Below are 13269 nucleotides of genomic sequence, written 5' to 3'. Positions count from 1 at the left end.
GGGCCTCGTCGCGATCTGTCGCAGTCGTCCCTCCGCGTTTCGCCCTGGTGTTTCTCTCTCTTCCGCCGCACGGATTCCTCGCATGCCGATCGTCGTCGTTCTCCTTGCCTTCGCCGCGCTCGTCTACGGCGCGTACTGGTCCTTCAAAGCCATCGCGGCGCAGTTCGGCACGGGCGTCGCCGTGGGCGCGGCCGTGCTGGCCGCGGCCTTGTTCGTCGCGCTCATCGCCTGGGTTTGGCGCCGGATGCGCGACGTGGCGCCCAACGTGCGCGGCGAAGGCGACTGGACGCACCGCGTAGCCGGCGGCTGGGGCGAGGCCCGTCTCGCGGCCGGCAAGCGCTTTTGCGAGTTGACGCAGGGCGGCGCGCATGGCGCGTATATCTTCGCCGACCTGCAAGGCGCGCAACCGGAGCGCGATGCCAACGGCTGGCACGTGGCGCTGCGCGTCGCCGATCCGAAGCGCCCGCTCTGGCAACTGCCGATGCCAGGCGAGCGCGAAGCGAAGCGCTGGGCGCGCATTTTCACGCTGGCGATCGCGCAGAAACTCTGAGCGTCGCAACCGCGTCGAACGATCCGGCCGCGCCGCTGTCCCAACAAGTTCCCGGCAGTCCTGGCCGGCAACGCACACTCGATATGTCACGAAAACCCTGGATCGCGGCGGCCTTGATCGCCGTCTGCGCCACGCTGCTCGCGGCGTGCGACCAGCAAAAGGTCGCCGACGCCGTCAACGCGATCAAACCCGATTCGATGGCGTTCGGCGGCCTGCGCATTGGCGTGTCGACGGTGGAGGACGTGCGCCGGCAGGCGGGCAAGCCCGAAATGGTGTGGGAGGACGACGACGGCGCGCAGCGCCTCGAATACCCGCGCGGGCCCAACGGCCTCACCACGTGGATGCTCGACTTCGACGCGAACGGCAAGCTCGTGGCGATGACCCAGGCGCTCACGGCGCAGAATATCGCGCAGGTCGTGCCGGGCATGCCGCAGGACGAAGTGCGGCGCCTGCTCGGCAAGCCGGCCACGGTAGCAAAATACGCGTTGAGCCACGAGGAAGTATGGAGCTGGCACTGGGCCGAAGGCGGCGTGGCGGGGGACGGCATGTTCAACGCCCATTTCGCGCCGGATGGACTCGTGATCAGGACGTCGCGCTCGGACGCACCGGGCCACGAGCAGCATTGAGGCGGCGAGCGCATCGATCGCGCGAGCCGCAAGGAGGAAGCAGATGAAACGTATCGCGTTGCTATGGCATGTGGTGAAGGGCGATGCGCGCGTGCTGTGGCACGCGCTGCGCCAGCCGGGGCGTCCCGTGTGGCTCGTGCCCGCCACGGCGCTGCTCGCGCTCTATGCGCTCGACCCGTTCAATATCGCGATGCCGGTCGCCGGTATCGTCGACGACGGCATCATCGTGCCGCTGGTGCTGCATCTGATCGTACGTTGCCTGCCCGCGCATTTGCGCCAGCGCGAGCCTCGAAGCGCTGCACGCGCATAAAAAAACGGCTGAAGCCACGCTTCAGCCGTTTTCTGCTGCAAGACGGCCCACTCACTCCGCCTGCGCCGCGGGTGCCGCGCGCCCGCGCTTCGCGTCCCACCACACGCGCAGCCGGTCCATGTACAGGTAGACCACCGGCGTTGTATAGAGTGTGAGCATCTGGCTCACGATCAGCCCGCCCACGATCGAGATACCGAGCGGCGCGCGCAGCTCTGCGCCTTCGCCGCGCCCGAACGCGAGCGGCAGCGCGCCGAGCAGCGCCGCGCAGGTCGTCATCAAGATCGGCCGGAAGCGCAGCAGACAGGCCTGGTAAATCGCATCGCGCGAACTGAGCCCCTTACGCGACGCCTGGATCGCGAAGTCCACCATCATGATCGCGTTCTTCTTCACGATGCCGATCAGCAGAATCACGCCGATCAGCGCGATGATGCTGAACTCCGTCTTGAAGAGCAGCAGCGCGAGCAGCGCGCCGACGCCCGCCGAGGGCAAGGTGGAGAGAATCGTGAGCGGGTGGATGTAGCTCTCGTACAGGATGCCCAACACGATATACACGGCCGCGAGCGCCGCGAGAATCAGCAGCGGCTGGTTGTCGAGCGACTGCTGGAACGCCTGCGCCGTGCCCTGGAAGCTGCCGTGTATCGTCGCGGGCATGCCGATCTCGCCCATCGTGTCGTAGATCGCCTGGGTGGCGTCGGAGAGCGATTTGCCGGGCGGCAGGTTGAACGAGATCGTCGAGGCCACGAACTGGCTCTGGTGATTCACCGAAAGCGGCGTCGTGCCCGGGCCGAACGAGGCGATCGACGAGAGCGGCACCATGGTCTCCTTCGACGTGGACACAGCCGCGCCCGACGACGCGCTCGACTTGCCGCTCGCGGCGAGCGAGTTGGTCGCGAGGTTGCGCGCCGAATCGGCGGCGATGGCTGCGGCGCTCGTCGCCGTGGTGGCGGCCGTGCCGCCCGTCGAAGCGGGGGTGGGGCCCGTCACCGTGCCCGCCGTCGCGTTGGTGCTCTGCGAGCCGCTCGCCGTGCCGCCCGAGGTGCTCACCCAGATCTCGTTGAGCATGGTCGGGCTCTGCCAGTACTTCGGCGCGACTTCCATCACCACGTGGTACTGGTTGAGCGGGTTGTAGATCGTCGAGACCTGGCGCTGGCCGAACGCGTCGTAAAGCGTGTTGTCGATCTGCGAGGGCGTGATGTTCAGCCGCGCGGCGCTCTGCCGGTCGATGTTGATCATCGATTCGAGGCCACCTTGCTGCTGGTCCGAATTTACGTCGGTGAGTTCGGGGCGCGCCTGCAGCGCCTCGGTGAGCTTCGGCCCCCACTTGTAGAGGTCGGCGGTGTTGTCCGCGAGCAGCGTGAACTGGTATTGCGCGTTCGACTGCCGGCCGCCCACGCGAATGTCCTGCACCGCCTGCAGGAAGGTGCGCGCACCCGCCACGTTCGAGAGCGGCCCGCGCAGTTGTGCGATCACCTCGTCGGCGGAAAGCTTGCGCTCGCTCTTGGGCTTGAGCGAGACGAACATGAAGCCCGAGTTGGTCGCGCGCCCGCCCGAAAATCCCGCAACCGATTCGACGGCCGGGTTCGCCTGCACGATGCGCATCATCTCGGCGAACTTCACCTTCATCGCCTGGAACGAGGTGGACTGGTCGGCCTGGATGCCGCCGACCAGGCGCCCCGTGTCCTGCTGCGGAAAGAAGCCCTTGGGCACGACCACGTAGAGCGCGACGTTCAGCGCGATGGTTGCGATGAGCGTGAGCAGGATGACGAACGGATGCGCGAGTGCCCAGCCGAGCGTGCGCTCGTAGCCGCCCTGCATGCGCTGGAAGCCGCGTTCGAGCCACTGCGCGAAGCGGCCTTCTCCCTTCTTTTCGTGCGCCTCTTCGAGCAGGCGCGAGCACATCATCGGCGTGAGCGTGAGCGAGACGGCCAGCGACACCGCAATGGCGAGCGAGAGCGTGAGCGCGAACTCGCGGAACAGGCGCCCGACGATGCCGCCCATCAGCAGAATCGGCAGGAACACGGCGACGAGCGAGACGCTGATCGAGAGCACCGTGAAGCCCACCTCGCGCGCGCCGAGCAGCGCCGCCTTCATGCGCGGCACGCCGTTCTCGATATGCCGCGAGATGTTCTCCAGCACGACGATGGCGTCGTCCACGACGAAGCCGGTCGCGATGGTGAGCGCCATCAGCGAGAGGTTGTCGAGCGAGAAGCCCATCAGGTACATCGCCGCGAAGGTGCCGATGATCGAGATGGGCACGGCCACGCTCGGAATGAGCGTCGCGCGCCAGTTGCGCAGGAACAGGAACACCACCATCACGACGAGCGCCACGGCGATCATGAGCGTGTGCTCGGTGTCCTTGAGCGAGGAGCGGATCGTGACCGAGCGGTCGGACGTCGGGATCACCTCGACGTCGGCGGGCAGCGACGCCTTGAGCTGCGGCAGCATGGCGACGACGCGGTCCACGGTCTCGATGATGTTCGCGCCCGGCTGGCGGTAGAGGATCACGAGCACGGAGCGCTTGCCGTTGGCGAGGCCGATGTTGCGCAGGTCTTCGACCGAATCGACCACTTCGCCCACGTCCGAGAGCTTCACGCCCGCGCCGTTGCGGTAGGCGATCACGAGGTCCTTGTACTGGCTCGCCTTGCTTGCCTGGTCGTTGGTGTAGAGCTGGAAGCGCTGCGTGCCGAATTCGATATCGCCCTTGGGGCTGTTGGCGTTGGCCGAGGCGAGCGCGGCGCGCACGTCTTCGAGGCCGATGCCGTAGTGAAAGAGCGCATGCGGCTCCAGCTCCACGCGCACGGCCGGATTCGCCGAGCCGCTCACGTCGACTTCGCCCACGCCGTCCACCTGCGAGAGCGACTGCTGCAGCACCGTGGCCGCCGAGTCGTAGAGCTGGCCCGCGCTCAAGGTGGGCGAGGTGAGCGCGAGAATCAGGATCGGCGCGTCGGCGGGGTTGACCTTGTGGTAGGTCGGGTTCTGCCGCAGGCTCGTGGGCAGGTCCGCGCGCGCGGCGTTGATCGCCGCCTGTACGTCGCGCGCCGCGCCGTCGATGTCGCGGTTCAGGCCGAATTGCAGCGTGATGCGCGTGCTGCCCACCGAGCTTTGCGAGGTCATCTCCGTGACGTCGGCGATCGAGCCGAGGTGCCGCTCCAGCGGGCTCGCCACGCTGGTTGCGACCGTTTCGGGGCTCGCACCCGGCAAGGTGGCCTGCACGGAGATGGTCGGAAAGTCCACCTGCGGCAAGGGCGCGACCGGCAGCTTCGTGAACGCGAAGAGGCCGGCCAGCGCAATGCCGACGGCGAGCAGCGTGGTCGCGACGGGGCGCGAGATGAACGGGCGCGAGAGATTCATCGCGTCAGCTCTCCGACGAAGACGACGCCGCGCCGTGCGAACCGCTGCCGAAACGCTGGCGCAGACGCTGCGCGATCCGGTCGAACGCGAGATAGATCACCGGCGTCGTGAAGAGCGTGAGCGCCTGGCTCACGATCAGGCCGCCCGCAATCGCGATGCCGAGCGGCCGGCGCAGCTCGCTGCCCGCGCCGTAGCCGAGGATCAGCGGCACGGCGCCGAGCAGCGCCGCCATCGTCGTCATCATGATCGGCCGGAAGCGCAGCAGACACGCCTGGTAGATCGCCTCGCGCGGCGGCTTGCCTTCGCGGCGCTCGGCCTCGAGCGCGAAGTCGATCATCATGATGGCGTTCTTCTTCACGATGCCGATCAGCAGGACAATGCCGATGATGCCGATGATGTCGAGGTCGTGCCCGGTCAGGATCAGCGCGAGCAGCGCGCCGATCCCGGCCGACGGCAGCGTGGAGAGAATCGTGATCGGATGCACGAAGCTCTCGTACAGCACGCCGAGCACGATATACATCGTGACAATGGCAGCGAGGATCAGGAACAGCTCGTTGGACAGCGACGCCTGGAACGCGAGCGCCGCGCCCTGGAAGCGCGTCTGGAACGAGCCCGGCAGGCCGATGTCCTTTTCCGCCTGCTGGATCGCCTTCACCGCCGCGCCGAGCGAGGAGCCCTGCGCGAGGTTGAACGAGACCGTCGTGGCCGGGAACTGCGAGAGATGCGTGACGAGCAGCGGCGCGGGCCGCTCGTGGAACTTCGCGATGGCCGACAGCGGCACCTGGCCCGTGGTCGAGGTCGAAGAGGGCAGGTAGATCGAATTCAGCGCGTCGGTGTAGTGCTGCAGAACCGGATCGGCTTCGAGGATCACGCGGTACTGGTTCGACTGCGTGAAGATCGTCGAGATGATGCGCTGGCCGTAGGCGTCGTACAGCGCGTTGTCCACCGTCGCGGGCGTGATGCCGTAGCGCGCCGCGCTCGCGCGGTCGATCTCGATGAACACGGAGCTGCCCTGGTCCTGCAGGTCGGTCGCCACGTCCGCGAGTTCGGGCAGTTGCTTCAGGTGTTGCACGAGCTTCGGCACCCAGGTCGTGAAGTCCTGGATGTTCGGCGTGGTGAGCATGAACTGGTATTGCGTCGGGCTCACCGTCGAGTCGATCGTGAGGTCCTGCACCGGCTGCATGTAGAGCGTCGCGCCCGGCACGTGAGCCACGCTCTTTTGCAGGTCGCGGATGATCTCGCTCGCCGTTTCGCTGCGGTCGTCGCGCGGCTTCAGGTTGATGAGCATGCGGCCGCTGTTGAGCGTGATGTTGGTGCCGTCCACGCCGATGAACGAGGTGAGGCTCTCGACGTTCTCGTTCTTGAGAATCTCCGCGGCGAGCGCCTGCTGGCGCTCGGCCATCGACGCATACGACACCGACTGCGGCATCTGCGTGATGGCCTGGATCACGCCCGTGTCCTGCACGGGGAAGAAGCCCTTGGGCACGATCACGTAGAGAATGCCGGTGAGCACGAGCGTGATGAGGAACACGATCATCGTGAGGCGCTGGCGGGCGAGCACCCATTCGAGCGCCACGCCGTAGCGGCCGATCACATAGTCGAAGAACGCATGCACGCGCGCCTCGAAGCGGTGGCTTTCGGGCGGCGGCGTGTGGCGCAGCATCTTCGCGCACATCATCGGCACGAGCGTGAGCGAGACCACGGCCGAGATCACGATCGTCACCGCGAGCGTGATGGCGAACTCGTGGAACAGGCGGCCCACGACGTCGCCCATGAAGAGCAGCGGAATCAGCACGGCGATGAGCGACACCGTCAGCGAGATGATGGTGAAGCCGATCTGCTTCGAACCCTTTAGCGCCGCTTCGAGTGGTGTGTCGCCCGCTTCCACGTAGCGCGCGATGTTCTCGATCATGACGATGGCGTCGTCCACCACGAAACCGGTCGCGATGGTGAGCGCCATCAACGACAGGTTGTCGAGCGAGAAGCCGCACAGGTACATGACCGCGAGCGTGCCGATCAGCGAGAGCGGCACCGAAAGGCTCGGAATGATCGTGGCGTAGATGTTCGCGAGGAACAGGTACATCACCAGCACCACGAGCACCACCGACATCAGCAGCTCGAACTGCACGTCGCGCACCGAGGCGCGGATCGTGGTGGTGCGGTCGGTGACGATCTGCACGTCGAGCGAAGAGGGCAGTGCTTCCTGCAACTGCGGCAACAGCGCCTTGATGCTGTCCACCACCTGGATCACGTTCGCGCCCGGCTGGCGCTGCACGTTCAGGATGATCGCGGGCGTGCCGTCGGCCCATGCGCCGAGCTTGGTGTTTTCCGCGCCCTGCACGATGTTCGCGACGTCGGTGAGCATGACGGGGCGGCCGTTGCGGTACGCGATCACGGCGTCCTTGTAGGCGTCGGCGTCGGTCAGCTGGTCGTTCGCGTTGATCGTGTAGGCGCGCGTGGGGCCGTCGAAGTTGCCCTTGGGCGTGTTGACGTTCAGGTTCGAAATGCTCGTGCGCAGGTCATCGAGGTTCAGGCCGTAGGCCGCGAGCGCGCGCGGATTCGCCTGGATGCGCACGGCCGGGCGCTGGCCGCCCGAGAGGCTCACGAGGCCCACGCCCGCCACCTGCGAAATCTTCTGCGCGAGGCGGGTGTCGGCGAGATCCTGGATCTGCGTGAGCGGCAGCGTTTTCGAGGTGATCGCGAGCGTGAGGATCGGCGCGTCGGCGGGATTGACCTTGGCGTAGATCGGCGGCGCGGGCAGGTCCGAGGGCAGCAGGTTGCCGGCCGCGTTGATGGCGGCCTGCACTTCCTGCTCGGCCACGTCGAGCGGCAGGTCGAGGCTGAACTGGAGCGTGATGACCGAGGAGCCCGCCGAGCTCTGCGACGACATCTGATTGAGCGACGGCATCTGGCCGAACTGACGTTCGAGCGGCGCCGTGACCGAGGACGTCATCACGTCCGGGCTCGCGCCCGGGTAAAAGGTCTGCACCTGGATGGTCGGGTAATCGACTTCGGGCAGCGCGGAAAGTGGCAGAAAGCGCAGCGCGACGAGGCCGACCAGCATGATCGCCGCCATGAGCAGCGCCGTGCCGACCGGCCGCAGGATAAAGGCGCGGGATGGATTCATGCTGGCTTACTGGGCTTGCGTCTGCGAGGCGTGGCGATGGCCATGACGCGCGCCCGAGGCCGCGCTGGCCGCCGAGGCGCCTTGCGCGCCCGCGGCGCCCGACGCCCCCTTCGCGTGTTGCGGATGCTCGGCGGGAATCGTGATCTTCGCGCCTTCGCGCAGACGGTCGGAGCCGTCGGTCACCACGCGCTCGCCCACGGTGAGGCCCGAGGCGATGCTGGTGCGTTCGGCATCGACTGGGCCGACCTTCACGAGCCGCACTGTCACCGTGTTATCGGGCTTCGCGACATAGACGTACTGCCCCTGCGAGCCGTTGAGCACGGCCGAAGTGGGCACGATCACGGCGTCGTGGATCGTATCGACGAGCAGGCGCGCGTTCACGAACTGGTTCGGAAAGAGCCCTTGTTCGTGGTTCGTGAAGCTCGCGCGCAGCTTGACGGTACCCGTGGTGGTGTCGATCTGGTTGTCGATGGTCTGGAGCGACCCGGCTTCGAGCATCGTCGTGTTGCTGCGGTCGTAGGCCGTGACCGACATTTTGGTGCCCGCGCGCAGCTGCTTCATGATGGGGGGCAGGTTGTCCTCCGAAGTCGTGAAGATCACGCTGATCGGCTCGAGTTGCGTGAGCACGACGATGCCGTTGGTGTCGCTGGGCGTCACGTAGTTGCCCGGATCGACCTGGCGCAGGCCCACACGGCCCGAGACGGGCGCCGTGATGCGCGCGTAGGTGAGGTCGAGCTTGTAGGTATCGACGCTGGCCTGATCGGACTTGACGGTGCCCTCGTATTGCTTGACGAGCGAGGCCTGGGTGTCGACCTGCTGGCTCGCGATCGAGTCTTGCGAGAGCAGCGTCTGGTAGCGCTTGAGGTCGAGGCGCGCCGTGGCGAGCAGCGCCTGGTCGCGGGCGAGCTGGCCTTCGGCGTTGGCGAGCGAGATCTGGTACGGGCGCGGGTCGATCTGCGCGAGCACATCGCCCTTTTTGACCATCTGGCCTTCCTGGAAGTACACGTCCTGAAGCGTGCCGGATAGTTGTGTGCGCACCGTGATGTCGGCGAGCGGCGTGACCGTGCCGAGCGCGGTGATGACGATGGGCATGTCGCCGGCCTTCGCCGTGGCCACGCTCACGGGCTGCGGCATGTTGGCCATGGCGCCCGGACCGCCGCGCCGCGCGTGCGCGCCGGCCGCCGGTGCGGCGTTGCCGCCCGAGAGCGCCTTGTTCCACGGCTGCCAGCGCGCGAGCACGATACCGGCGATCACGATGACCACGCCCAGCGCAATGAACTTGCCCTTGCCGCGCCTCGCGGCGGCCGGAGCGGGGGACTGCGGCGTCGTGTCTTTACGGGGGGAATCCGGGCGCTTTTCTTGTTGATCCATCGGTCAGGTCGGTAACAGGTTCTCGAAGCGGGGTTCTCGGAGGCTCTTGGCTGAGCTCACTACAGGGTGCCGGCCGCGAAGCGCTCGCAGAAGCGCGCAGCAGCGCACGGCGCCGGCGCAGCGGGCGCGCGCCGATGCTATGCAGGCCGTGCGCTAGCAAGATGTCAGGACGCGCCGCGCTGCGGCCCGCATGCGGCGCCATGCGCTCACGGGCATGGAAGGCGTCGCTGGCGGCTGGCTGGCGTTACGGGCGATGGGCGGCGGCGCAGCTGGCCCTTGCCGCCAAAAAGCATGATGCTACGTTGCCCGCTTCGTTACAGTCCAGTGCCGTTTCTTTCGAGACGTTACGAGCGTTACACCCTTCGTGTGTTTTTTGTAAGGCGCAGGCGCTCGGGTTGTCAGGTCGCGTGGGGTAGGCGCAGGGCGCCGCCGATTTCGTCGACGACGCGCGCGACGCATTCGCGCATCAGCGGCACGACGTGGCTGACGAGCCACTCGCGCGGGCACTGCTGCGCGGCGCCGCCGCAGTTGATGGCGTAGATCTCGCCGTTGGGACCCGCGAACGCCGTGGCGATGGCGTTGAGCCCCTCGTACCACTCGCCGATCGCGAGCCCGTAGCCGTGGGCGGCGGTCTCGGCGAGCGCGGCGTCGAGCCGGCTGCCGACGACGCCCCAGTCGTTGCCGGTCGAAGTCTGCAGTGCGGCAGTGAGTTCGGCGCGCGCGTGCGGATCGAGCGCGGCGAGGTAGGCGCGCCCGACGGCGGTGCGGCCCATGTCGATGCGCGAGCCGACCTCGAGGCGCGTGACGAGCACGGCGGTGCGCGGGCGGATCGCGTCGATCACGACCATGTCCAGACGGTCGCGCACGGTCAGGTGCACCGAGAGCGCGGTGCGCTCGGCCAGCCGCGTGAGAAACGGCCGCGCCCGGCTGCGGATGTCGGAGTTGCGCAAGAAGCCGTTGGACAGCGCGAGTACCGACGAGGTGAGCACGAAGCGTTCGCTGTCGGGCAGCCGGGCGAGAAAGCCCGTGCTCACGAGCGTGCCCGTGAGGCGCGAAAGCGTGGGCTTGGGAATGCCGGTCAACTCGGTCAGTTCGCGGTTGCTGAGCGGCGCGTCGGCGGCCGCGACGCAGCGCAGGACGGCAAGGCCGCGCGCGAGCGCGGTCACTTCGTCGGCGCCGCCGTCTTTATCTCGCGGCGTGTCGTCAGGAAGGCGCGAATCGGGTGCGGAAGTCATTGGCGGGACAATTTTCCGAAACAGGATTTCAGTTTTGAGATTTCGCGCGAGGCGTTACAAAGTCAGCGCGGGCATGCCGCGCAGTACAGTCGTTTGCGTTCGATCAACGCGTCGCTCCCTAAATTAGGGCGCAAATTATCAGACGATTGTAATGGATGCCAGAAGCTCGACGATTGGCGCATTTTGGCGAGATTTTGCTTGACTTAGTCAGCATGTAGGTAAAAAATGGAATCCGATTTCGGCAATCCGCCTCGACCCCGCAAAATTGCGGGGTTTTAATGTGCCTCGCGTTATGCAATTCGCATAATTGCGTATCTTTTTCCGATGGCACGGCGCATCCGAATACCGTCTCTCAGGTTCTAGCACGGCCCTCGGAATGGCTAGAACTTTTCAAGGCGCCACGTGCAAACGTGGCGCTTTTTTTTCCGCCCGGCTGCAAACAGGCAAACGAGGCACTCCCGCGCCTGGCGTCCGGTCAGGCGACCTCGCCGCGAAAACCCTCGCGCAACTCGCGCTTGAGCACTTTGCCGATCGGGCTGCGCGGCAGCGCGTCGACGATCACCACGTCGGCAAGTCGTTGCATCTTCCCCAATTGCCCGTTGGCCCAGTCGGCGAGCGCGTCGGCGGTCAATGCCGAACCGCGCCGGAGCGTGACGAACGCCACCGGCGTTTCGCCCCAGCGTACTGACGGCACGCCGACCACCGCGGATTCAAGGACTTCGGGATGCCGGGCGAGCACCTGTTCCAGATCGCTCGGGTAGATGTTGAAGCCGCCCGAGATGATCATGTCCTTCTTGCGGTCCATCAGCACGAGGAAGCCGTCTTCGTCGAAGCGGCCGACATCCCCGGTCCGGATGAAGCGCCGGCCATCGCTGTCGTACCACTCGGCTTGCGCCGTCTTGTCCGGTTGGCGGTAGTAGCCGGTCATCATGGCTGGCGAACGCCCGACGATTTCACCCGCTTCCCCGGCAGCGACCTCGCGTCCGTCGGCATCGATCAGGCGCATTTCATGGCCGTTCAGCGGGCGGCCAACGGTGTGCAGCTTGTCGGGAAACTCGTCCGCGCAAAGCTCGCATGACGCGCCGCCTTCGGTCATGCCATAGAACTCGGTGAGCTTGCCGGGCCATCTGCGCAGGGCGTCCGCCTTGAGGGCCGCCGCGAACGGCGCGCTCGTGCAGAACTTCGAGTGGAAACTGGACAGGTCGTAGCGATCGAAGTCCGGATCGCCGAGGATGCGTTGGTATTGCACCGGCACCAGCATGGTGTGCGTGACGTGCTTGCGCTCGGCAAGCTCGAGATACTGCTTCGCATCGAACTTCGGCATGAGGACAACCGTTCCGCCGAGCGCCAGGGTCGGGAAGAAGCTCACCAGCGTGGTGTTCGAATAGAGGGGCGTCGCAATCAAGGTGACGCACTCCGACCCGTATCCGCGCTCGAGGCTTCGCAGCGTATAGGCGTAGCGCATCGCGTGCGACTGGACGATCCCTTTGGGCGCGCCCGTCGTGCCGGACGAGTAAATGATGTTGAACGCCCACTCCGGCCGGATCTCCACGTGCCGGGGCGCGGCGCCCACGGGCGCGAGCCAGGCATCGTATTGCCCGGCTGCACTGATGTCGATGACGCGCAGCGCAGGCGGCAGCGTGACGCCTGCGAGCAACTGGCGAACCGCGTCGTCGGCGAAGAGGATCTGCGCCCGCGAGTTCTCCAGCATGGCGACGAGGCTGTCCGGATGCGTGGAGGGCGACAGCGGGGCGACCGCAAGTCCTGCCCGCAGCGCGCCGAAGAAGACGGCGGCATAGGAGATGGAACTCGACGCACAAATGGCCACGACGTCTTCGGTTGCCAGCCCGTCACGCTGCAGTGCGGCCGCACAGCGGTCGATCAGCGCATCGAGCGCGGCGAACGTGACGGTCTCGTCTTCGCAGACAATGGCCGCGCGCGCGCCATGTTCCGCCGTGCGTTGGCGAATCATGGCGGTCAAGTCGACGAACGGGGAGTCGGGGGACGGGGACTGCACGGACATGGCCTCATACCTCACTGGAAAGATGGCTTCGCGGTGGCGTGATGCGGTTCTCTTGCGCAATGGTCTCCCTTCTGAAGGGCGCGCTGGCACGCTTCACGGTTTGTGAACGTGCGTTCGATTCTCGGGCCGGTAATTACGCGAGACAACGACAATTTTGTTGGACAGACCGTCAAGGCGACTTTGACAGTCTGCCCGCAAGGCCGCAGCGTCATTTGATCCGACCCACGCCGCGTTTCTGCCATACCATCGCGTGACCACCCGTTCGATGGAATCGCACATGCTCTCCGAAGAGGAACTGGCGTTGCTCGACGCCATCCGCGAAACCGGCAGTCTGTCGCGCGCGGCGGCACGCCTGAACAAGGCGCCTTCCACGATTTCGCACGCGGCGCGCCAACTCGAGGCGCGCTTCGACGCGCTGCTGTTCGACCGCCGGCGCTACCGGCTGCAGCTCACTCCGGCCGGCCATCTGCTCGCCGAGGAGGCGAGCCGCCTGATGCAGGACGTGGCGCGCATGACGCAGCGCGTACGGCAGGTCGCGAACGGCTGGGAAGACCGTTTGTGGATCGTCACCGACGAGATCCTCGAATTCGAACTGCTGATGCCGGTGATCCGCGACTTCGACGCGCTGCAGTCGGGCGTCAAGCTGCGTTTCACGCACGAGGTGCTCGCCGGCACC

At 66.5% G+C, this 13269-nt stretch carries 9 protein-coding genes; 4 read left to right on the top strand and 5 right to left on the bottom strand.

Annotation, left to right across the window (positions count from 1 at the left end):
* Nucleotides 1-82: 82 nt before the first annotated feature.
* The 3 genes from AB4Y44_RS35435 to AB4Y44_RS35425 all read left to right on the top strand — a co-directional run bounded on the left by AB4Y44_RS35435 (nt 83) and on the right by AB4Y44_RS35425 (nt 1486).
* Nucleotides 83-550, top strand: coding sequence for a hypothetical protein (locus AB4Y44_RS35435; RefSeq protein ID WP_342920684.1), 468 nt, complete (start codon nt 83-85; stop codon nt 548-550).
* Nucleotides 551-633: 83 nt separating this feature from the next.
* Nucleotides 634-1176 carry an outer membrane protein assembly factor BamE gene (locus tag AB4Y44_RS35430; RefSeq protein ID WP_254357527.1) on the top strand — a complete coding sequence of 181 codons (543 nt, stop codon included), beginning with the start codon at nt 634-636 and terminating at the stop codon, nt 1174-1176.
* 43 nt (nt 1177-1219) lie between these two features.
* A complete protein-coding gene (locus AB4Y44_RS35425) occupies nt 1220-1486 on the top strand; it encodes a hypothetical protein (RefSeq protein WP_342920683.1) in 267 nt (88 codons plus the stop codon).
* A gap of 51 nt (nt 1487-1537) precedes the next feature.
* Here AB4Y44_RS35425 and AB4Y44_RS35420 read toward each other — a convergent pair whose 3' ends face one another.
* The 5 genes from AB4Y44_RS35420 to AB4Y44_RS35400 form a co-directional block, all read right to left on the bottom strand.
* On the bottom strand, nt 1538-4837 hold the full coding sequence (locus tag AB4Y44_RS35420) for an efflux RND transporter permease subunit (protein ID WP_368702118.1): 3300 nt from the start codon (nt 4835-4837) through the stop codon (nt 1538-1540).
* A gap of 4 nt (nt 4838-4841) precedes the next feature.
* Nucleotides 4842-7964: an MdtB/MuxB family multidrug efflux RND transporter permease subunit gene (locus AB4Y44_RS35415; protein WP_368702117.1), complete on the bottom strand. Its 3123-nt coding sequence runs from the start codon at nt 7962-7964 to the stop codon at nt 4842-4844.
* Nucleotides 7965-7970: 6 nt separating this feature from the next.
* Nucleotides 7971-9335, bottom strand: a complete 1365-nt coding sequence (locus AB4Y44_RS35410) for an MdtA/MuxA family multidrug efflux RND transporter periplasmic adaptor subunit (RefSeq protein ID WP_342920680.1) — start codon at nt 9333-9335, stop codon at nt 7971-7973.
* 398 nt (nt 9336-9733) lie between these two features.
* On the bottom strand, nt 9734-10570 hold the full coding sequence (locus AB4Y44_RS35405) for an IclR family transcriptional regulator (RefSeq protein WP_368702116.1): 837 nt from the start codon (nt 10568-10570) through the stop codon (nt 9734-9736).
* Between the two features lie 475 nt (nt 10571-11045).
* Nucleotides 11046-12593 carry a class I adenylate-forming enzyme family protein gene (locus AB4Y44_RS35400; protein ID WP_368702115.1) on the bottom strand — a complete coding sequence of 516 codons (1548 nt, stop codon included), beginning with the start codon at nt 12591-12593 and terminating at the stop codon, nt 11046-11048.
* A 277-nt stretch (nt 12594-12870) separates the two neighbouring features.
* On the opposite strand from AB4Y44_RS35400, the gene AB4Y44_RS35395 reads away from it, so the two are divergent.
* Nucleotides 12871-13269, top strand: a 399-nt coding sequence (locus tag AB4Y44_RS35395; RefSeq protein WP_368702114.1) for a LysR family transcriptional regulator, incomplete at its 3' end; no start/stop codon positions are given.

Origin of the sequence: Paraburkholderia sp. BR10937 (assembly GCF_040965695.1) — a bacterium.
GTDB lineage: Bacteria > Pseudomonadota > Gammaproteobacteria > Burkholderiales > Burkholderiaceae > Paraburkholderia.
Note: the sequence above shows the minus strand (reverse complement) of the source record. Positions and strands in the feature narration are given on the sequence as shown.

Bases quoted from the DNA above. Each gene is read 5' to 3' on its own strand.
- AB4Y44_RS35435 (WP_342920684.1), top strand. From the start codon at position 83: ATGCCGATCGTCGTCGTTCTCCTTGCCTTCGCCGCGCTCGTCTACGGC.
- AB4Y44_RS35415 (WP_368702117.1), bottom strand. From the start codon at position 7,964: ATGAATCCATCCCGCGCCTTTATCCTGCGGCCGGTCGGCACGGCGCTG.
- AB4Y44_RS35425 (WP_342920683.1), top strand. From the start codon at position 1,220: ATGAAACGTATCGCGTTGCTATGGCATGTGGTGAAGGGCGATGCGCGC.
- AB4Y44_RS35400 (WP_368702115.1), bottom strand. From the start codon at position 12,593: ATGTCCGTGCAGTCCCCGTCCCCCGACTCCCCGTTCGTCGACTTGACC.
- AB4Y44_RS35405 (WP_368702116.1), bottom strand. From the start codon at position 10,570: ATGACTTCCGCACCCGATTCGCGCCTTCCTGACGACACGCCGCGAGAT.
- AB4Y44_RS35420 (WP_368702118.1), bottom strand. From the start codon at position 4,837: ATGAATCTCTCGCGCCCGTTCATCTCGCGCCCCGTCGCGACCACGCTG.
- AB4Y44_RS35430 (WP_254357527.1), top strand. From the start codon at position 634: ATGTCACGAAAACCCTGGATCGCGGCGGCCTTGATCGCCGTCTGCGCC.
- AB4Y44_RS35410 (WP_342920680.1), bottom strand. From the start codon at position 9,335: ATGGATCAACAAGAAAAGCGCCCGGATTCCCCCCGTAAAGACACGACG.